Origin of the sequence: Peribacillus sedimenti (assembly GCF_046237635.1) — a bacterium.
GTDB classification, from domain to species: domain Bacteria; phylum Bacillota; class Bacilli; order Bacillales; family DSM-1321; genus Peribacillus; species Peribacillus sedimenti.
In genome coordinates this window covers 4,885,062-4,907,738 of sequence record NZ_CP143547.1, presented here as the reverse complement: position 1 = coordinate 4,907,738, position 22,677 = coordinate 4,885,062, and the positions used below count along the sequence as shown (strand labels likewise).

General features: G+C 43.5%; 18 protein-coding genes. 17 read left to right on the top strand and 1 reads right to left on the bottom strand.

All coding sequences use genetic code 11. The annotated features are described in order from the left end of the window. The first annotated feature begins 2 nt into the window (after positions 1-2). The 5 genes from V1500_RS23925 (at position 3) to V1500_RS23905 (ending at position 8,338) form a co-directional block, all read left to right on the top strand. Positions 3-1,145, top strand: coding sequence for an acyl-CoA dehydrogenase (locus tag V1500_RS23925; protein ID WP_409303261.1), 1,143 nt, complete (start codon positions 3-5; stop codon positions 1,143-1,145). A gap of 134 nt (positions 1,146-1,279) precedes the next feature. After that, positions 1,280-1,924 (top strand): TetR/AcrR family transcriptional regulator, encoded by a 645-nt coding sequence (locus V1500_RS23920; protein ID WP_409303260.1) that lies wholly within the window; start codon positions 1,280-1,282, stop codon positions 1,922-1,924. A 22-nt stretch (positions 1,925-1,946) separates the two neighbouring features. Continuing rightward, positions 1,947-5,213 carry a fused isobutyryl-CoA mutase/GTPase IcmF gene (gene icmF / locus V1500_RS23915; RefSeq protein WP_409303258.1) on the top strand — a complete coding sequence of 1,089 codons (3,267 nt, stop codon included), beginning with the start codon at positions 1,947-1,949 and terminating at the stop codon, positions 5,211-5,213. A gap of 581 nt (positions 5,214-5,794) precedes the next feature. Further along, on the top strand, positions 5,795-6,397 hold the full coding sequence (rpoE, locus tag V1500_RS23910; RefSeq protein WP_409303256.1) for a DNA-directed RNA polymerase subunit delta: 603 nt from the start codon (positions 5,795-5,797) through the stop codon (positions 6,395-6,397). Positions 6,398-6,730: 333 nt separating this feature from the next. Beyond that, on the top strand, positions 6,731-8,338 hold the full coding sequence (locus tag V1500_RS23905; RefSeq protein ID WP_409303254.1) for a CTP synthase: 1,608 nt from the start codon (positions 6,731-6,733) through the stop codon (positions 8,336-8,338). An 89-nt stretch (positions 8,339-8,427) separates the two neighbouring features. Here the strand turns inward: V1500_RS23905 and V1500_RS23900 are convergent, their stop codons facing one another. Next, positions 8,428-8,964, bottom strand: a complete 537-nt coding sequence (locus V1500_RS23900; RefSeq protein ID WP_409303252.1) for a DUF2529 domain-containing protein — start codon at positions 8,962-8,964, stop codon at positions 8,428-8,430. A gap of 244 nt (positions 8,965-9,208) precedes the next feature. Here V1500_RS23900 and V1500_RS23895 point away from each other — a divergent pair, with 244 nt between their 5' ends. The 12 genes from V1500_RS23895 to V1500_RS23840 all read left to right on the top strand — a co-directional run bounded on the left by V1500_RS23895 (position 9,209) and on the right by V1500_RS23840 (position 22,645). Continuing rightward, a complete protein-coding gene (locus V1500_RS23895; protein WP_409303250.1) occupies positions 9,209-9,580 on the top strand; it encodes a response regulator in 372 nt (123 codons plus the stop codon). A 353-nt stretch (positions 9,581-9,933) separates the two neighbouring features. Continuing rightward, positions 9,934-10,791, top strand: coding sequence for a class II fructose-bisphosphate aldolase (locus V1500_RS23890; RefSeq protein ID WP_409303249.1), 858 nt, complete (start codon positions 9,934-9,936; stop codon positions 10,789-10,791). A gap of 242 nt (positions 10,792-11,033) precedes the next feature. Then, the gene (gene fsa / locus V1500_RS23885) at positions 11,034-11,684 is read left to right on the top strand and encodes a fructose-6-phosphate aldolase (RefSeq protein WP_409303247.1); all 651 of its coding nucleotides are present in this window, start codon (positions 11,034-11,036) and stop codon (positions 11,682-11,684) included. Positions 11,685-11,899: 215 nt separating this feature from the next. After that, a complete protein-coding gene (locus V1500_RS23880; RefSeq protein ID WP_409303246.1) occupies positions 11,900-13,183 on the top strand; it encodes a UDP-N-acetylglucosamine 1-carboxyvinyltransferase in 1,284 nt (427 codons plus the stop codon). A gap of 87 nt (positions 13,184-13,270) precedes the next feature. Further along, complete coding sequence (gene glpX, locus V1500_RS23875; RefSeq protein ID WP_409303244.1) at positions 13,271-14,233, top strand: class II fructose-bisphosphatase; 963 nt, start codon at positions 13,271-13,273, stop codon at positions 14,231-14,233. 765 nt (positions 14,234-14,998) lie between these two features. Continuing rightward, positions 14,999-16,291 (top strand): transcription termination factor Rho, encoded by a 1,293-nt coding sequence (rho, locus tag V1500_RS23870; RefSeq protein ID WP_409303242.1) that lies wholly within the window; start codon positions 14,999-15,001, stop codon positions 16,289-16,291. Positions 16,292-16,680: 389 nt separating this feature from the next. Further along, positions 16,681-16,881, top strand: a complete 201-nt coding sequence (gene rpmE, locus V1500_RS23865; protein WP_117323237.1) for a 50S ribosomal protein L31 — start codon at positions 16,681-16,683, stop codon at positions 16,879-16,881. Positions 16,882-17,116: 235 nt separating this feature from the next. Beyond that, positions 17,117-17,752, top strand: coding sequence for a thymidine kinase (locus V1500_RS23860; RefSeq protein WP_409303239.1), 636 nt, complete (start codon positions 17,117-17,119; stop codon positions 17,750-17,752). Between the two features lie 217 nt (positions 17,753-17,969). Next, entirely contained in the window at positions 17,970-19,040 is a 1,071-nt protein-coding gene (gene prfA / locus V1500_RS23855; protein ID WP_409303237.1) for a peptide chain release factor 1, read from the top strand. Then, complete coding sequence (gene prmC, locus V1500_RS23850) at positions 19,033-19,902, top strand: peptide chain release factor N(5)-glutamine methyltransferase (protein WP_409306103.1); 870 nt, start codon at positions 19,033-19,035, stop codon at positions 19,900-19,902. Before prfA ends, prmC begins: the two co-directional genes overlap by 8 nt. Positions 19,903-20,241: 339 nt before the next feature. Continuing rightward, entirely contained in the window at positions 20,242-20,958 is a 717-nt protein-coding gene (gene spoIIR / locus V1500_RS23845) for a stage II sporulation protein R (protein ID WP_409303235.1), read from the top strand. Between the two features lie 640 nt (positions 20,959-21,598). Then, positions 21,599-22,645 carry an L-threonylcarbamoyladenylate synthase gene (locus V1500_RS23840; protein ID WP_409303233.1) on the top strand — a complete coding sequence of 349 codons (1,047 nt, stop codon included), beginning with the start codon at positions 21,599-21,601 and terminating at the stop codon, positions 22,643-22,645. Positions 22,646-22,677: the final 32 nt, after the last annotated feature.

The window sequence follows — 22,677 nt, the reverse complement described above, 5'->3', positions numbered from 1 at the left end:
ACATGCAATTTAAGCTGACAGAAGAACATGAAATGATTAGAAAAATGGTACGCGACTTTGCAAAAAACGAAGTGGCGCCTAGTGCTGCTGAAAGGGATGAAGAGGAACGCTTTGACAGGGAGATTTTCGATAAAATGGCTGAACTGGGACTGACGGGAATCCCATGGCCAGAGGAATATGGCGGAATTGGCAGCGATTATCTTGCATACTGCATAGCCATCGAAGAGCTTTCGAAGGTGTGTGCGTCTACAGGTGTCACTTTATCCGCCCATACTTCGCTTGCAGGCTGGCCGATCTTTAAATTTGGCAGCGAGGAGCAGAAACAAAAATACCTAAAGCCGATGGCTCAGGGCAGTACCATTGGTGCTTATGGTCTTACGGAGCCAAGTTCAGGTTCAGATGCAGGAGGAATGAGAACAACGGCAAGATTGGAAGGAGACCATTATATTTTAAATGGGTCTAAGATATTTATTACGAACGGCGGAATCGCTGACACTTATGTAGTTTTTGCCCTGACTGATCCATCGTCTAAACAAAAAGGAACAAGTGCTTTCATAATCGAAAAAGACTTTCCCGGCTTCAGCGTCGGCAAGAAAGAAAAGAAGCTGGGAATTCGATCTTCGCCAACAACAGAAATCATTTTTGAAGATTGTAAGGTTCCTAAGGAAAATCTTCTTGGCCAAGAAGGGGAAGGTTTCAAAATTGCTATGATGACCCTGGACGGCGGACGTAACGGAATAGCAGCACAGGCTGTTGGTATCGCTCAGGGAGCCCTGGATGCAGCAGTGGAATACGCCAAGGAACGGGTACAGTTTGGAAAGCCAATTGCAGCGCAGCAGGGAATTGGCTTTAAACTTGCTGAAATGGCTACCAGTGTCGAGGCTGCCCGCCTGCTAACCTATCAAGCAGCATGGCTTGAATCAGCAGGCCACCCGTATGGAAAGGAATCGGCTATGTCAAAGCTGTTCGCTGGCGATACGGCAATGAAGGTTACTACAGAAGCGGTACAGGTTTTCGGCGGATATGGCTATACGAAGGATTATCCAGTCGAGCGGTTTATGAGGGATGCAAAAATTACACAAATATACGAAGGTACTCAAGAAATACAAAAACTGGTCATTTCGAGAATGATCACAAAAGATTGATGGAATCCCCAAAGTGTCGTAGTTTGGCTGGAAATCATGAATAAAAACGGGTATAGGGTTGTTCCTGGCAAACAACCCTGCTGACCCGGTGTATGGAGCCGTGTGAGGCAATGCTTTTCTTGTGGAGGTGGCTTATGAAAAAAAGAGAGGTGCATGCTTCGGTTAAAGATGAGAAGCTGGTGAGAATGAGGCGCAACCAAATGATAAAGGGTGCGGTAAATCTCTTTAAGGAGAAAGGCTTCCACCGGACTACTACAAGGGAGATAGCTAAATCTGCTGGATTCAGCATCGGCACTCTATATGAGTATATAAGGACGAAAGATGATGTTTTATATCTCGTTTGTGACTTTATTTATGATGAAGTAAAAGAACGGCTTCAAAAGGATCTAGAGATGAACAAGGGCACACTGGAGAGCCTGAAGCTGACGATTGCATATTTCTTTCAAGTGATGGATGACATGCAGGATGAGGTTTTGGTTATGTACCAGGAAGCCAAATCACTATCTAAGGATGCGCTTCCCTATGTGTTGAAAAAGGAAATTGAAATGGTGAGGATGTTTGAGCAGGTAATTGCGCGCTGTGTGAAAAACGGCGAGCTCAGCATATCGGAACATCAAATCCACCTGGCTGCACATAACATTTTTGTGCAGGGTCAGATGTGGGGATTCAGGCGCTGGGCATTGCAACGGATTTATACCCTGGAAGAGTATATAGAGCTACAGACCGAATTGTTATTGAATGGCCTTAGTTTGAATCCGGCTTTGAAAACAAGTACGTGATCATAAAAGGAGGGGCTAAACCGTGGGTACAGTTGAAGTGTATAAACCGAAAAACCACATTCGCTTTGTGACAGCATCAAGCCTTTTTGATGGCCATGATGCATCCATCAATATTATGCGGCGGATTCTTCAATCCAGCGGGGCGGAAGTCATTCATCTGGGACATAATCGTTCTGTAGAAGAAGTTGTAAGCGCGGCTATACAGGAGGATGTTCAGGGTATTGCGATATCTTCCTATCAGGGTGGACATGTAGAATATTTTAAATATATGTATGATTTGTTGAAGGAAAAAGGGGCTCCCCATATCCGTATTTACGGCGGAGGCGGCGGCGTGATCCTCCCGCGTGAGATCAAGGAGCTGCATGAATATGGCATTGCCCGGATCTTTTCGCCTGAGGATGGAAGAATAAATGGCCTGCAAGGCATGATTAATGTAATGCTTCAGGAATGTGATTTTTCAACGGTGGAACAATCCCTGCAGGATCAATTTTCAAACCTGATCAAGGGTGAAACTACTGCGGTCGCACAGTACATTACCTTTGCGGAAAATAGAATGGACCATAGTGAAGAGGCTGCAGCTGCAGCAGAGAGCCTCCTTGAACAAATCAAGACATCGGCAAAAAATGTACCTGTGATTGGAATCACTGGAACAGGCGGGGCAGGAAAAAGCTCCTTGACAGATGAACTGATTCGTCGTTTCCTTAACGAAATACCAGAGAAAAAGGTAGCAGTTCTGTCTATAGACCCGACAAAACAAAAAACTGGCGGAGCCCTTCTGGGGGACCGAATTCGCATGAATGCCATTTTCTCCAATCGAGTGTACATGAGAAGCCTTGCCACACGTCTCTCCAAAAGCGAATTATCCCTTGCGATTAAGGATGCCATAGCAGTTGTAAAGGCGGCAGGGTTTGATTTAGTGATCGTTGAAACAAGCGGAATCGGCCAAGGTGATGCAGAAATAACGAAAATATGCGATGTTGCCATGTATGTGATGACAAGTGAGTTTGGTGCGCCTTCCCAGCTTGAGAAGATTGATATGATTGATTTTGCAGACTTAATTGTCATTAACAAGTTTGAGAGAAAAGGATCTGAAGATGCCAAAAGGCAGGTACAGAAGCAATATCAAAGAAGCCATATGCTGTTTGATCACGACGTAAGTAAAATGCCTGTATACGGTACCATTGCGTCACAGTTTAATGACCCTGGAACGAACGCTCTTTTTGCAGCTTTGATTGAGGTCGTAAACGAAAAAATGGGTACGGAGTGGGGCACACAGTTTTCCAAAGATGCAGATGTTTACAAGCAGAATGTGATTATTCCAAATGACCGGCGCTATTATTTACGCGAGATTGCGGATACTGTCCGTAATTATCATAAAAAAGCTGAAGAACAGGTGCAATTTGCCCGGAGGCTATTTCAGCTTGACGGAGCAATCGACGCCGTCAAAGAAAAAGAAATGAATGCCGGTATACTTGCTTCCTTACAGGCCTTGCGTGCGGAAACAGAAGCGAAGCTCACAGCCGAATCATCCAGCATCCTCGGCGGTTGGACCGAATTCAAAGAGAAATACTCCGGGGAGCACTTTGTAACGAAAATCAGGGATAAAGAAATCATTACCGCATTAAAGTCAAAAAGTCTGTCAGGATTGTCGATTCCCAAAGTATCTTTACCGAAGTTTGTCGACTATGGGGAAATATTGCGCTGGGTATACCGTGAAAACGTACCGGGCCAATTCCCATTCACTGCGGGTGTTTTTCCTTTTAAGCGTGAAGGAGAGGACCCGAAACGACAGTTTGCGGGAGAAGGGTCCCCGGTCAGGACGAATCGCAGATTCCACTATCTGTCCAAGGATGACGATGCAAAACGGCTAAGCACGGCCTTTGATTCTGTTACCCTCTATGGAGAGGATCCCGATTACCGCCCCGATATTTATGGGAAGGTCGGAGAAAGCGGCGTAAATATTTGCACGTTGGATGATATGAAAAAGCTGTATGATGGTTTTGATTTATGTGCGCCATCCACCTCGGTCTCTATGACCATCAATGGGCCGGCACCCATTATATTGGCGATGTTTATGAATACGGCAATAGACCAGCAGGTACAGCGAAAAGAAGCAGAGCTTGGGAGAGTTCTGACTCCGGAAGAGTTTAGTCAAGTCAGGGCATATACCCTCCAAAATGTCCGAGGGACCGTACAGGCTGATATATTGAAAGAGGACCAGGGACAGAATACCTGTATTTTTTCGACGGAATTCGCCCTAAGAATGATGGGAGATATCCAGGAATATTTTATCGCCAATAAGGTAAGGAATTATTATTCTGTTTCCATTTCCGGATATCATATTGCAGAGGCGGGTGCCAACCCTATCTCCCAGCTTGCATTCACATTGTCTAATGGATTTACCTATGTCGAATACTATTTGAGCCGCGGCATGAATATCGATGATTTTGCACCTAATCTATCTTTCTTTTTCTCGAACGGCCTAGATCCTGAATACACAGTGATCGGAAGGGTCGCAAGGAGAATTTGGGCAACGGTAATGCGGGATAAATACGGTGCGAACGACCGGAGCCAAAAGTTGAAATATCACGTTCAGACTTCTGGCCGGTCCCTTCATGCCCAGGAAATAGATTTTAATGATATCCGAACTACGTTGCAGGCGCTTATGGCCCTCCAAGATAACTGTAATTCGCTGCACACCAATGCCTATGACGAAGCCATCACCACTCCAACCGAGGAATCCGTACGAAGAGCCATGGCGATACAAATGATCATCACTAAAGAGCTGGGACTATCAAAAAATGAAAATCCACTCCAGGGCTCCTTCATAATTGAAGAATTGACAGATTTAGTGGAAGAGGCTGTATTGCAGGAATTCGACCGCATTAATGATCGCGGTGGAGTTCTTGGTGCCATGGAAACACAGTACCAGAGGGGTAAAATACAGGATGAATCGATGGAATACGAAATGAAGAAGCATTCAGGAGAATTGCCGATCATTGGGGTAAATACCTACTTGAATCCAAATCCACCTTCAGAGGAACATCTGGACAGCATGCAGGTTGCACGTGCGACCAAAGATGAGAAAGAAGGCCAGATCCATAATCTTCGCCTATTCCAGGAAGCTGAAAAGGCTCAATGTGAAATTGCTTTAAAAAGATTAAAAGAGGCCGCCGTCAATGGAAGAAATATATTCGAGGAATTAATGCAGTGTGTCAAAGTCGCCAGCCTCGGCCAGATTACGAGAGCCCTTTACGAAGTGGGCGGACAGTATAGAAGAAATATGTAATGACCAAAAGAAATGAATCTGATGATTAACGGTAGGGATCTGGAGCACTTAAACAGAGTGTTTCAGTCCTTTTTCGTGTAAAACACTTTCCGAATATAAATAATAATGACTTCTATAGGTTATAAAATCTACTAAACTGGGTAATAATGATAGCTCATTGAGCGGTGGTTTCTAATTGAAGCATTGTTTTATCTGAATGTAAGGAGTGGAGTCGCATTGAAGTACTTCCTATATGGATTGGCATCCGTACTTTTTATGTATTTATTCGCTTTCTTGTACGAACATGCATTAGGTGCCATTGCCTTTTTGTTATTATCCATATTTTTCTTTACAGGATGCCTTATAATGAGGAATAAAAACAATAAAAAACATAGCCATTAATAGGAGGCTTCGCGTTTTTTTGACTCATAAGCATTCCGGCTAGTATTTCTTGGCTTCTGTTAAAGATAGAACTGGCATAAACCCAAATGTATTGTTTATAATGAATAGTATGTCTTGCAGGAAAAGGAAAAATATTGACCGAATAACAATGCTGAGATATTTTATATAAAACACGTTCGTGTTGGGAATAGAGAAAGGATGTGCGGGCTTTGGGTTTAAATCAATATTCTACAGAGCAAATCATGGAAATGTCATTATTGGAACTTGCGTTTGAAATAATGGCAGAAAAAAAACAGCCGGTGTCATTTAAAGAGCTTGTGGATGAGCTTAAGAAATTGCAAAACCTTACTGACGAGGATTTGCAAAACAGGCTGGCCCAGTTCTATACCGATTTAAATGTGGATGGACGGTTCACTTCACTGGGAGAAAACCGTTGGGGCTTAAAGACCTGGTATCCGGTCGATCAGATTGAAGAAGAAGTTGTACATACAGCCAAGCCTAAGAAGAAGAAGGCAAGGAAGGCCGTGGATGACGAGGATCTTGATGATGAGGATCTTGACTTTGAAGAGGAAGATGATCTCCTTGATGATCTTGATGAAGAGGAAGATGATCTCCTTGATGACCTTGATGAAGATGATTTAGCGGATGATGACTTATTAGAAGATAGCGACGATGATGAAGAGCTGGATGAAGACCTTATAGATGATGAGGATGAGGATGAGGAGTTCGGACTTGAAGACGATGAGGATGAAGAAGAGGAAGAGGAAGAGCTTGAAGATTACGATGATGACAAAAAGGAATAACATCTTATAGCTTGACATTTCATACCGAAATTTGTAGAATCATTTTTGGGCTCCTTAAAAAAGGACACAATGATAAAATATCACGCTCCCTTACAATGTAAGCGGAGCGTTTTTCTATTTTTTCGTGCAAACTTTAGCCGGAAATCAAAAAATGGTGAACCGATGAATGAATGATTCAGCAGGCATCATTTTTTTGTTTTTAGAAAACTGTGTTGTAATGGTTTCCCTGTAAAAGGGAAAAACTACACGGGTATAGCGCACGTGAACCGGTCAAATGATTTTCTGGAAGAAGGAAATGGTTTTTCTGTTTAGGATAAAAGAGGGGGAAAGTTAATGACAAAGTATATTTTTGTTACAGGCGGTGTAGTTTCTTCATTAGGTAAAGGAATTGTAGCTGCCTCACTGGGAAGGCTTTTAAAGAACCGTGGTCTCAATGTTACCATCCAAAAATTCGATCCATATATCAACCTTGATCCGGGAACTATGAGCCCGTATCAGCACGGAGAAGTGTTTGTTACAGATGACGGTGCAGAAACGGACCTTGATTTAGGGCACTATGAAAGATTCATTGATATCAATCTTGGCAAGCACAGCAACGTAACCACAGGGAAAATTTATTCAACTGTTCTAAGGAAAGAGCGCCGCGGTGATTACCTTGGCGGAACTGTACAGGTTATCCCCCATATTACAAATGAAATTAAAGAACGTGTTTTCCGTGCAGGGCATGAAACGAATGCTGATGTAGTAATTACTGAAATTGGCGGGACTGTGGGTGACATCGAATCATTGCCGTTCCTTGAAGCAATCCGTCAAATAAAAAGTGATATCGGACGCGACAATGTGATGTATATTCACTGTACGCTTGTGCCTTACATCAAGGCTGCCGGTGAAATGAAGACTAAGCCGACCCAGCACAGTGTAAAAGAGCTTCGAAGCCTTGGTATTCAGCCAAATATCATAGTTGTCCGTACCGAGATGGAAATTTCGCAGGATATGAAAGATAAGATTGCTCTATTCTGCGATATTGATACAAAAGCAGTTATAGAATGCCGCGATGCAGAAACATTATATTCTGTTCCTTTAGCACTTCAGGACCAAAAAATGGACCAAATTGTCTGCGACCATCTTAAATTGAATTGCCGTGAAGCAGAAATGACAGAGTGGAAGCAGCTTGTCCATAAAGTAACAAACCTATCTAAAACTACTACCATCGCATTGGTAGGTAAATATGTAGAACTTCAGGATGCTTATATTTCTGTAGTAGAAGCACTGAAGCACGCTGGATATACATTTGATTCCGATATTAAAATTAACTGGATCAATGCTGAGCATGTAACGCACGAAAACGTCCATGAATTGCTGGAAAGCGCAGATGGAATTCTCGTTCCAGGAGGATTTGGAGACCGCGGTGTAGAAGGGAAAATCCTGGCTATCGAGTACGCGCGTGTCAATAAGAAGCCTTTCTTGGGCATCTGCCTTGGAATGCAGCTGGCTTCCATCGAATTTGCGCGCAATGTATTGGGGCTTGAAGGGGCACACTCTACAGAGCTTAATGCTGAAACTCCACATCCAATCATCGATCTTCTGCCAGAGCAAAAGGATGTAGAGGACCTTGGCGGAACTCTTCGCCTTGGCCTGTATCCATGCAAACTTACAGAAGGTTCAAAAGCAATGCAGGCATATGACGATGAAGTGGTATATGAACGTCATCGCCATCGTTTTGAATTCAATAACCATTACCGTCAGGCAATGGAGGCACAAGGATTTGTATTCTCAGGTACAAGCCCGGACGGACGCTTAATAGAGATCATCGAGATCCAGGACCACCCTTGGTTCGTTGCATCCCAATTCCATCCGGAATTTAAATCCCGCCCGACTCGTCCGCAGCCATTGTTCCGGGACTTTGTTGAAGCATCACTAAAGTATAGTGAACAGCAATAATTCTTAATAATAGTTGAAAGCCCGGCCAGTCGATTCCTGCCGGGCTTTTCCTATTTATGGGCAATGGCTGCATGAATATTCGGCATCACTTAATCAAGTTCTTCAAATTCTGTAAGGATTTCTTCTAAAGTGAATTTAAGGCAGTTATAAACATAAAGAGCTGCCATAAGAGATGGAAATCCTATTCTGTTTCCTGTTTCATCAGGCAAAAGCCCTTTTTGGAGTCTAAGGTCGATATGCACATCGGCAAGCTCTTGCAGCGACTCATCCGATGAATCTATGACAGTGGAAACAGCGGTGAAAGGAATCCGGCTGTCCTGCAATTGTCTGGCCAGCTTTATGGCGTCCTCGTCAGTGGAATGGCGTGCAAACAATAAGACCCGATCGGCAAGGGTGATGTTTATAAGATCAATTTCATCGAGCGGCCGGGCATTGGGGAATGGTTCCTGTCCATCCATAGCTTCGGATACAATACCCTTCATTTCTCCGAACCCCTGGATATAAATCGTTCCGTCGCCAATAGAGGCCTGTGCCAAAAGACGGGCGCTGTCCTCAAACGAAAATTCTTCAGCATCCATGATTCTCTTAAATAAACCGCTTATCTGGGTGGTAAACATTTTTAGCATGTGTCGTTACTCCTTTGATTTTCACTTGGCATTATTATAAATCAATCAAAAATGGAAAGCGAATCTACAGCCGCCGCTTTATCTTATAAAAATAATCAAATGAAAATGCGGGAAAGAAGGATTTGCAAAAAATGTAGCGAATATAAGAATTAAGGGAAATAATGTAATGGATAGGACAAGACCTTTGATACTCAATAAATTCAAGGGTGTGTTGGTTGCAATAAGTTCGAAAGAGGGTGGGACAATGAAAGGGAAAATCCTGATAGTAGATGATCAATTCGGCATTAGAATATTGTTAAACGAGGTGCTTAGCAAGGAAGGATATACGACTTACCAGGCTGCAAACGGAGTTCAGGCGTTAGACATCGTGACTAAGCATTCTCCTGACTTGGTTTTGCTCGACATGAAGATTCCAGGGATGGATGGAATAGAAATACTCAAGCGGATGAAGCAGATAAACCTGGAAATTAAGGTAATCATCATGACAGCTTACGGAGAGCTGGATATGATTCAGGAGGCGAAGGACCTGGGTGCGATGACTCATTTCGCCAAACCGTTCGATATTGATGATATCCGTCAGGCTGTCAAAGAATATTTAGCTGTCAGTTCAAACTGATTATCCATCATGCACATTACTGATATACTAATCTATGCTCCAATTGACCTAGGCCGTATTCAAAAAGAATACAGCCTTTTTTAAGAAAGGACACTATAATTAGTTGAAAAGCAATACTAGTTTTCTTTTGATAAACCTTGTTTTTCCAATGTTTGCACTTACATGATCTCTTAAATAAAAAAAATTTTCAGCCAAATCGTCTATTTGTTGTAGTTTTTTTCATGTATTGATATGCTATAGGTGATTTTGATTTCTCTTTCTTTTCCCAGCGTATAGGAAATACATAATTAAGGGAGAATTTTAGAGAGAATCTGTTCAAGCAATATAATTATTTGCTTAGGGAGGAAAGAAATATGCCTTTAGTTTCAATGACAGAGATGCTAAACAAAGCATTAGATGGAAAGTATGCAGTAGGCCAATTTAATATTAATAACCTTGAGTGGACTCAAGCGATCCTGGCTGCAGCAGAGCAGGAAAAATCTCCTGTCATCCTTGGGGTATCAGAAGGTGCTGCTCGCCATATGGGCGGTTTCTACACAACTGTAATGATGGTTAAGGGTCTTCTTGAAGATATGAAAATCACTGTACCTGTGGCAATTCATTTGGACCATGGTTCAAGCTTTGATAAATGTAAGGAAGCGATTGATGCAGGCTTTACGTCTGTTATGATTGATGCTTCTCACCATCCGCTGGAAGAAAATATTGAGACAACTAGCAAGGTTGTAGAATTTGCACATTCCAAAGGTGTATCCGTAGAAGCTGAACTAGGTACCGTTGGAGGACAGGAAGATGATGTCGTAGCAGACGGTGTTATTTATGCTGATCCTAAAGAATGTGAAGAATTAGTTAGACGCACTGGCGTAGACTGCTTCGCCCCTGCATTGGGTTCTGTTCACGGTCCTTACAAGGGCGAGCCTAACCTGGGCTTTAAAGAAATGGAAGAAGTGCGTGATTTGACAAAAATTCCATTAGTTCTTCACGGTGGGACAGGAATCCCGACAAAGGATATCCAACAGGCGATATCTTTGGGAACCTCTAAGATCAATGTCAACACTGAAAACCAAATTTCTTTTACAAAGGCTGTTCGTGAAGTTCTTAACAATGATGCTGAAGTCTATGATCCACGAAAGTACATTGTTCCTGGACGCGAGGCTATCAAAGAAACTGTCGTCGGCAAAATTCGTGAATTTGGATCTGCTGGTAAAGCTTAATAAGCAGGATAGGGGCTCTCTTAAGATGGGCCCCTTTTCTTATTAACATTTTTACCTGAGTCCGGCTGTCTGCCGTTCAAACGAGGGCGAGAACCCTTGGAAATAGTCATTCTCCCTTTACTATTAAAATGTGGCAAGCACATGGCAAAACTTTATGTTAAATTATTAGAATAATCAGATACAAGCTGCTGGATTTTGTGGTATACATAGAGATAAGTGAAAAAACCAGAGAGGTGAATATAATGAAATTTTTTATTGATACTGCCAATATTGACGAAATACGCCAGGCTTACGAACTGGGGATACTAGCAGGGGTTACTACTAATCCGTCCCTGGTTGCTAAGGAGAAGAACGTATCGTTTCACGAAAGGCTGAGGGAAATTACCAGCATTGTAAAAGAATCAGTAAGTGCTGAAGTTATTTCTCTAGATTATGAAGGGATGATGAAAGAGGCTCGGGAGCTTGCTGCCATTGCACCCAATATTACAATTAAAGTACCTATGACACCCGATGGATTAAGGGCTGTTTCAACGCTCGCGAAGGATGGTATAAAAACAAATGTGACGCTTATTTTCAGCGCCAACCAGGCTTTGTTAGCTGCAAGGGCAGGAGCTACTTACGTGTCTCCGTTCCTGGGACGTCTTGATGACATCGGCTTTAACGGCTTACAGCTCATTTCAGATATCTCTGATATTTTTGCGATTCATGATATCCCTTCGGAAATCATAGCCGCTTCCATCAGGCATCCGATGCATATTACAGAAGCAGCGTTAAAGGGGGCGCATATTGCCACTGTGCCATTCAAGGTCATTATGCAGCTCTTTAATCATCCCTTAACGGAAAAGGGGATTGACGCATTCCTGGCTGATTGGAATTCCCGAAACGAGGCTTGATAAAGGATATGAAACTCTTATGCCAATGCAAAGAAAATGTTCTGGAAATAATCTGGCATTTTTTATTCATTTTAGTACATGACTTATGAGTTTTTGTGTAAACTATAGGTTAGAGATTTAAGACTACCGGAATCCAATGATTTGGTATGGTAAAAAATGCCTGTATTATCTTGATAGACTTTTCGCAACTGCTTTGTGTAGAAGGGAGCTTAATAATGGAAAAACTTAAAATAGCCGGCGGATATCCTCTAAAAGGCAGTATCCGCGTCAGCGGTGCAAAAAACAGTGCTGTCGCTCTTATCCCTGCAACGATTCTAGCTGATTCCCCTGTCACTATCGAGGGGCTCCCGGATATTTCCGATGTGGAAATCTTAAAAGGTTTGCTTGAGGAAACTGGAGGAACAGTAGAGTTCCGAGACGGAGAGATGACAGTTGACCCAAGCAGGATGATTTCTATGCCGCTTCCAAACGGCCGGGTTAAAAAACTAAGGGCCTCTTACTACTTAATGGGTGCCATGCTTGGGAAGTTTAAAAAAGCGGTCATTGGCTTGCCTGGAGGCTGCCATTTGGGGCCGCGGCCTATCGATCAGCATATCAAGGGGTTCGAAGCCTTGGGCGCACAGGTTACAAACGAACAAGGTGCAATCTATTTAAGGGCGGACGAGCTTCGGGGTGCACGGATCTATTTGGATGTTGTTAGTGTAGGAGCTACCATAAACATCATGCTTGCCGCTGTCAAGGCTAAAGGAAGAACGATTATCGAGAATGCCGCTAAGGAACCGGAAATCATCGATGTTGCTACATTGCTGACAAATATGGGTGCCCGTATTAAAGGGGCAGGAACAGATGTAATCCGTATCGATGGGGTAGAAAACCTTAGCGGCTGCAGGCATACTATCATACCTGACCGGATCGAGGCCGGAACCTTCATGATATTAGCGGCGGCTGCCGGAAATGGTGTATTGATCGACAATGTAATCCCGCAGCACCTGGAGTCACTCACCGCAAAACTGCGCGAGATGGGTGTGAATGTTGAAACCGGTGATGATCAGATTTTTGTTTCTCCCGGGTCTCAATTTAAGCCTGTGGATATTAAGACACTTGTATATCCCGGCTTTCCGACCGACCTTCAGCAGCCTTTTACCGCCCTTTTGACAAAGGCAGCCGGGTCAAGCGTTGTTACGGATACAATATATAGTGCCCGCTTTAAGCATATTGATGAACTGCGCAGGATGAATGCAAATATTAAAGTTGAGGGAAGGTCCGCCATCATTCATGGGCCTATACAGCTGCAGGGAGCGAAAGTGAAAGCAAGCGACCTTCGGGCGGGTGCATGCCTTGTTGTTGCGGGGCTGATGGCAGAAGGCATTACAGAAGTTACAGGACTTGAGCATATTGACCGCGGATACAGTCATTTGGTAGAGAAACTATCTGGATTGGGAGCGACTATTTGGCGTGAGAAAATGTCGCAAGAAGAAGTAGAACAGTTGAAAAGTTAATCACATCTTCCTGTCCAATGTGTTACAATAATATTATCATTGTGTCATACTATTGATTTTATAAAGTAGCGCTGAGGGGGACCTGGAATGGAAAGAAGTTTATCTATGGAGCTGGTGCGGGTGACGGAAGCAGCTGCATTGGCTTCCGCCCGCTGGATGGGAAGAGGGAAAAAGAATGAAGCTGATGGGGCAGCTACTTCAGCTATGCGTGATGTTTTCGATACGGTCCCGATGAAAGGGACAGTGGTGATTGGTGAAGGGGAAATGGACGAGGCTCCGATGCTCTATATTGGTGAAAAGCTTGGGACTGGATACGGCCCCCGCGTAGATGTTGCAGTGGATCCCCTTGAGGGAACGAACATAGTCGCCTCCGGCGGCTGGAACGCGTTGGCGGTCCTCGCTGTTGCCGATAATGGGAATCTGCTTAATGCCCCTGATATGTATATGGATAAGATAGCTGTGGGTCCGGAAGCGGTTGGACAAATTGATATCAATGCTTCTATATTGGATAATTTGAAAGCAGTCGCTCGAGCAAAGAATAAGGATATTCAGGACGTGGTTGCCACAGTCTTAAACAGGGAACGCCATGAAAGGATCATATATGAGCTGCGGGAAGCCGGCGCACGGATTAAACTGATCAATGACGGGGACGTAGCTGGGGCCATTAATACAGCCTTTGATACAACAGGGGTTGATATTTTGTTTGGTTCTGGCGGCGCCCCCGAGGGTGTAATCGCAGCTGTTGCACTTAAATGCCTTGGCGGGGAATTGCAAGGGAAACTTCTTCCCCAAAACGACCAGGAAGTTGCCAGATGTATGAAAATGGGTATAGATCTGGACAGGGTGCTCCTCATGGATGACCTGGTACGTGGTGATGATGCCATATTTGCGGCAACAGGGGTCACTGATGGAGAGCTGCTTAAAGGTGTACAGTTCAAAGGGAACTACGGTCAAACCCATTCTCTGGTTATGCGTGCCAAATCGGGGACAGTTCGTTTTGTGGACGGCCGCCACAGTTTGAAAAAGAAACCAAATCTAGTGATTAAATGATAGTAATTCTGTCTATAATGGTTAAAGATATGCGGCCATTTAAAAGAGAATAAGCACACAGGAAAAAGAGCTTCTTGATTACGAGGGCACCTGTGTTTTTCCTTTAAAGCGGGCGATAAATTCGCTCGCTTTGTCTTTCATCAAAATATAGTTGATTATTTACCTCAAAGAAAGTAAAATAAAGCTTGTTTTTAGAGCATTTTCAAATTGACCATTTCTGCAATCATACTCCAAACTTTAGCTTTATTTCCTGTCGGAAAGAAGCGGCTTTATAAATCCTCATGGAAAATAGTAGCTTTCATATCCTGGTGGGAACAAGCAGCTTTATTTTCCTAGCGGAAGAAGTACAGGAAGCCTCAAACTCTTTTCTTCAATATCCGGATTGTTTCTATTCTTAAAACGAAAAGTGTAAATGCCCTGCATGACTCTTTTTCCTGTTCTGAGCAAAAAAAAGGTGCAGTTTCCTATTGCTCTGAAGAGAGGTTCGTGGGCATCCGGCCTGGTGGTTTAACGAGGGAACGGTAAGGCTGGCAAGGTTAGAGGCAGGTGCGCGTTGTCAAAACGCTTGGGGTATATTTTTCCTGCCGGATTCCTCATCTGTCTACGGAAAAACTGCAGTGCTTGTGAATTAAAATTATACAAATTTAAATAGTTAATGAGACGAAAACGTTCCAAACCGGTGATGTTAAACGTAAAAAAATCAGGAAACAAATAATCCCTTATTACAAAAAGTCATAGCCTAAACAAATAAAGTGTGGTGTCATAATGAATTTAACAATTTCCAATCTTGAAAACATGAAACTGAAGGACCTATATGAGCTTGCACGTGAGTATAAGGTATCTTATTACAGCAAACTTACAAAAAAGGAACTTATTTTTGCCATTTTAAAAGCGCAGGCTGAACAGGATGGTCTATTGTTCATGGAAGGCGTACTTGAAATCATCCCTTCAGAGGGCTTTGGTTTCCTTCGCCCCATCAACTATTCTCCTAGCTCGGAGGATATATATATTTCCGCTTCCCAGATTCGGAGATTTGACCTAAGGAACGGCGATAAGGTATCAGGAAAAGTACGTCCTCCAAAGGAAAATGAACGGTACTACGGTCTGTTGCATGTAGAGGCTGTAAATGGGGACAACCCAGAGTCAGCTAAGGAACGCGTGCACTTTCCGGCTCTTACTCCGCTGTATCCGGACAGACAAATCAAGCTGGAAACGGTTCCTAAAAACCTGTCTACAAGGATCATGGACGTACTGGCACCGGTTGGATTTGGACAGCGTGGTTTGATAGTGGCCCCGCCTAAGGCAGGTAAAACGATGTTGCTGAAGGAAATTGCAAATGCTATCACGACCAATCATCCTGAGGCTGAATTAATAGTTCTATTAATCGACGAACGCCCCGAAGAGGTTACAGATATTGAGCGTTCAGTTGCAGGTGATGTTGTAAGCTCTACCTTTGATGAGGTCCCTGAAAACCATATTAAGGTGGCTGAACTGGTGCTGGAGAGGGCGATGCGCCTCGTTGAGCATAAGAGAGATGTCATTATTTTAATGGATAGCATTACCCGCCTTGCACGTGCTTATAACCTAGTAATTCCTCCGAGTGGAAGAACTCTTTCCGGAGGTATCGATCCGGCTGCCTTCCACAGGCCGAAACGGTTCTTTGGAGCTGCAAGGAACATTGAAGAAGGCGGAAGCTTGACGATTTTGGCTACGGCACTGGTAGATACCGGATCTCGCATGGATGATGTTATTTACGAAGAATTCAAGGGTACAGGCAACATGGAGCTGCATCTCGATCGGGCACTTGCCGAAAGAAGGATATTCCCGGCAATCGATATCCGGCGTTCCGGTACGCGTAAAGAAGAACTTCTTATTCCAAAGGATCATCTGGACAAGCTCTGGGCCATCCGCAAGACAATGTCAGATACTCCGGACTTTGCCGAGAAGTTTCTTCGCCGCCTAAGGCAGACCAAAGGCAATGAGGAATTTTTCAGCAGGCTGGAAGAAGAGATGAAAAAAGGGGCTGCAGCAGGAGTCAAACGCAGCAGCAGCCAATAATATTTCTTTAATCTTTGTTCATTCAAACTGTTGTTTCTTTATATCATAGAATTCGCGACTCCTGGAAAAGGCATGGCATTTCCTTCGTGAACTGGTTACTCGAGGTTTCTAGCTCCAGGTCTGCGAAAATTGAGCCAGTTGAGCTCCCGCAGTAATGTACGCGGGGGGAGGCTCGACGGATCGTCCTTGGAAAAGGGAGTCACCTATTGTATTTCAATAATGCAGTTTTACAGATTTGGAAAAGAAACTTATCCCTCTATGGTTGCAAAAAAGATATAATCTTGTTATAATGAGTTCAATGTGTTTTTACAATATCTGTGAGGATTTGTCTTCACATGCTGAATATAAACTCTGTTTCGAATGATTCAGGGCAAAAGGAGCTGAAAAGAATGAAAGCTGGAATTCATCCAAACTACAAAAAAATAACAGTTACATGTTCTTGCGGTAATACTTTTGAAACTGGTTCTGTAAAAAATGAAGTGCGTGTTGAGACTTGCTCTGAATGCCACCCATTCTATACTGGACGTCAAAAATTCGCTGAAGCTGGCGGACGTGTTGACCGTTTCAACAAAAAATACGGCATTAAGTAATAACTTCCGTTTGTATAAAAAAACAGGCAAGTTCCTCTTGCCTGTTTTTTTAATGGATTGGACCCGGTATTAATAACCTAGGGATTTGTCTGGTTTGAGCCTGTATAATGATGCTTAATGTGAGATCTTTGTATAAAAGTGTGACAAGGCATCCCGCATATGAATAAAAACATCTTACAGATATAAATTATCTTTATGGTTTGAAGGAACAGTGTGGAAGGGAGAGGCAGTTTCAATGTACGAAATGAAACAATCAGGCTGGATGGAGCTAATTTGCGGCAGCATGTTTTCCGGTAAATCCGAAGAACTGATTAAACGGGTAAACCGGGCGCATTTTGCCAAAATGAGGATTGCGGTATTTAAGCCTGTAATCGATAACCGTTATGCGGAAGAGGCTGTAGTTTCACATAATGGTACATCCGTTATGGCGAGGCCCATTTCGCACTCGACAGAGATTTTTAAACATCTTACTGAAGAGCTGGATGTGATTGCGATCGATGAAGTGCAATTCTTTGACCAGGAAATTGTCGAGGTAGCCCAGCACCTTGCGGATAGTGGTTATCGCGTAATCCTTGCTGGATTGGACCAGGACTTCCGGGGCGAACCGTTTGGTCCGGTGCCGAAGCTAATGGCGCTTGCTGAATCTGTAACAAAGCTCCAAGCAGTATGTGCCGTTTGCGGATCTGCAGCAAGCAGGACTCAGCGCTTGATAAATGGTTCTCCGGCCGGCTATAATGACCCGATTATTCTCGTCGGTGCATCTGAATCCTATGAACCGCGCTGCAGGCATCACCATGAAATTCCGGGGAAAAATGAAGATATGAAGGAAATAGCGTTAAGATTATCGGAAAACAACGCAGAACAAGCTTAAAGGATTGCTTTCTTTAAGCTTTTTTTATTGCCAAGGCAGTTATATTGAATTGGAAATGTACACCCTTCTCTAGGGTGAAAAATCTCGCTTTGACGTTGATTGCCTGGCTATACTATAATGAACAAAGGTAAAAAAGTGCACGGTGGAGGTCCGTTCTGCCAGAAACGCTGAGAAAAAGGCAGTATTAAATAAGGTATTCTTTATGAGGTGAAATAACGTGATAGATCGTTTGCAGGCTGTCGAAGATAGATATGAAAAGTTAAATGAATTATTGAGTGACCCTGATATTATAAATGACTCAAAGAAGCTAAGGGAGTATTCCAAGGAGCAGTCAGATATTCAGGACACGGTAATGGCGTATAAGGAATATAAGCAAGTACGCTCTCAATTGCAGGATGCAAAAGCAATGCTTGAAGATAAACTTGATGCAGACATGCGTGAAATGGTAAAAGAGGAAATCGGCGAGCTGGAGCAGAACTTGGAAGACCTTGAAGCGAAGCTGAAGATTCTTTTGATTCCGAAGGACCCGAATGATGATAAAAACGTCTTCATGGAAATACGCGGAGCTGCGGGTGGAGATGAGGCTGCGTTGTTTGCTGGAAGCCTTTACCGGATGTATAGCCGCTATGCGGAAACCCAAGGCTGGAAGACAGAAATAGTCGATGCCAGTCCCACCGGTTTGGGCGGGTACAAAGAAATCATCTTTATGATCAACGGGAAAGGAGCTTACTCAAAGCTTAAATTTGAAAATGGGGCACACAGAGTACAGCGTGTTCCTGAAACTGAGTCCGGAGGCCGGATCCATACATCAACTGCGACTGTAGCTGTATTGCCCGAAGCGGAAGAGGTGGAAGTGGAAATCCATGACAAAGATGTCAGGGTTGATACATTTGCATCCAGCGGTGCCGGCGGACAGAGCGTAAATACAACCATGTCAGCAGTACGGGTGACCCACATCCCGACAAACACAGTTGTTTCCATTCAGGATGAGAAGTCCCAGCTGAAGAATAAGGAAAAAGCCATGAAAATCCTTCGTGCAAGGGTTTATGATAAGTTCCAGCGGGAAGCCCAGGCTGAGTATGATCAAAACCGAAAGCTTGCGGTCGGTACAGGTGACCGTTCTGAGCGTATCCGTACGTATAATTTCCCGCAAAATCGGGTGACTGACCATCGCATCGGTTTGACGCTTCAGAAGCTTGACCAAATAATTGAAGGAAAATTGGATGAGATTATCGATGCCTTGATCATCGAAGATCAATCATCCAGGCTTCAAAATGACAATGATTAATTCAGCTTGCAAGGTATACGAGGCCCTGAATTGGGCCTCTACTGCTTTCAAGGAGCATGGACGAGATGAGAACGCAGGAGAAATCCTGTTAAAATTTTTCCTTAAAATGACCAGGCCGCAGCTATTGGCGAACCTGCACTATGAACTTTCTGCCGAAGAGGCTGAACGATTCTCCCACGCAGTTCAAGACCACATAACCGGTGTCCCTGTTCAATATATCACCGGAATAGAAGAATTTTATGGACGTACATTTACGGTGAACGAAGAGGTATTGATTCCACGGCCTGAGACCGAAGAACTAGTCTACCATACCATTAACAAGATTCCTGCTATTTTCAAGGGTGATGAAACGCTCCGGCTCATTGATGTAGGCACGGGCAGCGGTGCCATCGCCATCACGATGAAATTGGAAAAGCCGGGTCTGATGGTGACAGGAACTGATATCGCAGCCGAATCGCTTAAGGTAGCGAAATGCAATGCAGATGCGCTACATGCAGAAATAATATTTGTCCAGGGAGACTTGCTTCAACCGGCAATAGAAGCAGGGGAAAAATTTGATATAGTATTGTCAAATCCTCCTTATATTCCTGACGCTGACAAAGAAACAATGTCAATAGTTGTGACTGGCCATGAACCGCATCGAGCTCTTTTTGCAGGCACAGATGGACTCGATTTCTATCGCCGATTCATGCTGCAGCTCCCTCGGGTTATAAAAACACCTGGGCTGATAGGCTTTGAAATCGGTGCAGGGCAGGGGACGCAGATTGCTGGATTGTTAAAAGAGACATTTCCTGAAGCATCCGTTTCAGTTGAATATGACATAAACGGAAAAGACAGGATGGTTTTTGCGCATTTAAAATAAGTTGAACCCGGTTTTGCATGCAGCGGAGCCGGGTTTTTGCAGTTATCGGGTGATGGGTGGAATGGCATTAGTACATATGGCAGTCTGCCTATGCTTTTAACAGAATACAAGGGTAGTAGAAAAGAGATTTATGGATTGAAGTATATTCATTTTGATGAGGGATCTCCGTGGAAGAATGGCACTGGACCACAGGTGAACTGGGTATAAGGTAGGTAAAACACTGAACGTATTTGGGCCTCCCCGGTGCGGTTGCGTTTTACGAGAAAGTTTCTTACTTTGCTAGTTTAAGAAAGTAGAAAAGTGGCCAGACTGTTTGTAAGACGGGGAGGAGAGACAAAGATGAACAGAAAATATCTATCCATTGCGTATCTATTAATTCTGACTATAGGAACCATATGCAGTATATATATGCCTAAAGCTGAACCTGTCAAGGCGGAAAGTGTGGTCATTCCCAAGGAAGCAATCAGGCTAAGGATTCTGGCAAACAGTAATTCACAGGAAGACCAGGCACTGAAGCGTCTGATCAGGGATGAAGTGAATAAGAATATTACAGGATGGGTCCAGGATTTGACGTCTCTGGACCAAGCAAGAAGGGTCATTAAATCCCACTTGCCGGATATTCAAACCATTTCAGAAGATATCGTAAAAAAGAACGGCAAGCAGCAAAATGTCAAAGTGAAATTTGGAAACGCCAAGTTCCCCACCAAATTGTATGGCCAGTATCTATACCCGGCTGGCGAGTACGAGGCAATTGTTATTACGCTGGGTGAAGGGGAGGGAGACAATTGGTGGTGTGTGTTATTTCCGCCACTGTGCTTCCTTGATTTTTCAAACGGAACAGCGGTGAGTCAGACTCCGTATCCTGAACAGGAGGAACCGGAAGCATCCAGTGTTCCATCTGATCAGGCGAATGCTGAACAGAGTCAGGCTAACATTGATTCTGATAGCCTGGAGAATGAAAAAACGGCAGCGAAGGAACAGGTTTATGTGGAACAGGATGAGTCTCCGATTGTGGTTAAATCCTTCTTCGCAGAATTGGTCCAGGATATTTTTTAATTAATAATGCCGCTGAATATATCCAGCGGTTTTTTACATTAGATGTGTTGTAATTTTCAGCATGGTTTAGAAGTTATCCCCAGATTGTCCACAAGTATAAAATTTTTGCTTCGGATCTCTGCAAAATTTGTGCAAAGGAACAGTAATCCAGTTAGTTTGAGGGGGAAAGGGGTTGCATGAAAGTATGCTTGCTTACCCCTTACTGAAAAAGATGAAACCTGAGCAGTTGAGAACTAATTAACAATAAGCCTGGCATCTAATAGCAAGAAAATGAAAGGCTGGCGGGATAATAGTGTAATTATAATTCATAATCTGGTACTCGATTGGGTCAACACTCTTTTATGTGAATTCAGTTTAGATTCATAGAAGCCTTAAGAGACAGATTGATCTGTTCTTTATCAAGAATATAACCTATATAAAGAACGCATTGTGCCCAAAACTATTCAACATATCCACAAAGTTATCCACTATTTTATTATGTTTATCCACATTTTGTGGATAAAACTTGTAATATGTTAATACTTCTTTTATACTTTCAGGGTAACTTTTAGATAATCATTCATCATTTAAGGGGCCGAAAGTAGGATATACTGGCTTTTAGTCCACAGCAAAGATGAAAAGTGAATAGAAGGTGTGTATAGTGGAAACGAAATACTGGACAGTGGATAAAACTGTGGATAATTTGCAAAGTTATCCCCAAATTAAACAAGCTGCCCACATGCTAATAGACAATGAAGTAGTTGCTTTTCCAACAGAAACCGTTTATGGGCTGGGAGCCAATGCTAAAAGCAATGAAGCGGTTAAAAAGATATATGAAGCGAAGGGCCGCCCGGGAGATAATCCGTTGATTGTACATATAGCATCCATCGAACAGCTAAAGGAAATTGTACAAAGTGTTTCTGATACGTCGAAAAAACTGATGGACGTATTCTGGCCAGGACCGTTAACACTTATTTTTAAAAGGAAGCAAGGGGCGGTTTCTGAGATTGTTACGGCTGGACTGGAGACGGTGGCGATAAGAATGCCGGACCATCCCATAGCTTTAAGTCTTATTGCAGAGGCTGGGCTTCCTATCGCTGCTCCGAGTGCCAACACATCTGGGAGGCCGAGTCCGACAACAGCGAGCCATGTTGCAGACGATTTAAGTGGAAAAATAAGTGGGATTTTGGATGGGGGGCCAACGGGAGTAGGTCTTGAATCCACTGTACTGGATTGTACAGAGGATATTCCAGTGATATTGCGTCCGGGTGGTGTAACAAAAGAACAACTGCAGGAGGTTATCGGGGAGGTAGGGTTTGATGCAGCGTTAAAAAACAGCACAGCTGCCCCAAAATCTCCGGGGATGAAATACACCCATTATGCTCCCAGGTCCCCTTTTATTTTAGTGAATGGCGACCCTGTGTTCCTGCAGGAATTGGTCGATGAAAAGCTGGCGCATGGGTTAAAGGTCGGAATTTTCGCGGCCAAAGAACATGAAAATGTCTTTAGGGCGAGCCATGTCTTGTCGCCTGGAGGTTTTGATGATTTGGATTCTGTGGCTGCCGGCCTGTATGACACTCTAAGAAGATTTGATGATTTAGGTGTGGATATCATTTTTGGGGAGGTTTATCCGGAGAATGGAATAGGACAAGCTATCATGAACCGGCTGATGAAGGCAGCGGGAAACCACATCATCAATCAAGAATAACGTAAATGGCTGTTTCCGTGTATAAGAACGCG

Coding starts and splice junctions, on each gene's coding strand:
- V1500_RS23925 (WP_409303261.1), top strand. CDS start 3: ATGCAATTTAAGCTGACAGAAGAACATGAAATGATTAGAAAAATGGTA.
- V1500_RS23905 (WP_409303254.1), top strand. CDS start 6,731: ATGACAAAGTATATTTTTGTTACAGGCGGTGTAGTTTCTTCATTAGGT.
- V1500_RS23900 (WP_409303252.1), bottom strand. CDS start 8,964: ATGCTAAAAATGTTTACCACCCAGATAAGCGGTTTATTTAAGAGAATC.
- glpX (WP_409303244.1), top strand. CDS start 13,271: ATGGAAAGAAGTTTATCTATGGAGCTGGTGCGGGTGACGGAAGCAGCT.
- V1500_RS23890 (WP_409303249.1), top strand. CDS start 9,934: ATGCCTTTAGTTTCAATGACAGAGATGCTAAACAAAGCATTAGATGGA.
- V1500_RS23920 (WP_409303260.1), top strand. CDS start 1,280: ATGAAAAAAAGAGAGGTGCATGCTTCGGTTAAAGATGAGAAGCTGGTG.
- prmC (WP_409306103.1), top strand. CDS start 19,033: ATGATTAATTCAGCTTGCAAGGTATACGAGGCCCTGAATTGGGCCTCT.
- V1500_RS23880 (WP_409303246.1), top strand. CDS start 11,900: ATGGAAAAACTTAAAATAGCCGGCGGATATCCTCTAAAAGGCAGTATC.
- V1500_RS23860 (WP_409303239.1), top strand. CDS start 17,117: ATGTACGAAATGAAACAATCAGGCTGGATGGAGCTAATTTGCGGCAGC.
- rpmE (WP_117323237.1), top strand. CDS start 16,681: ATGAAAGCTGGAATTCATCCAAACTACAAAAAAATAACAGTTACATGT.
- fsa (WP_409303247.1), top strand. CDS start 11,034: ATGAAATTTTTTATTGATACTGCCAATATTGACGAAATACGCCAGGCT.
- spoIIR (WP_409303235.1), top strand. CDS start 20,242: ATGAACAGAAAATATCTATCCATTGCGTATCTATTAATTCTGACTATA.
- V1500_RS23895 (WP_409303250.1), top strand. CDS start 9,209: ATGAAAGGGAAAATCCTGATAGTAGATGATCAATTCGGCATTAGAATA.
- rho (WP_409303242.1), top strand. CDS start 14,999: ATGAATTTAACAATTTCCAATCTTGAAAACATGAAACTGAAGGACCTA.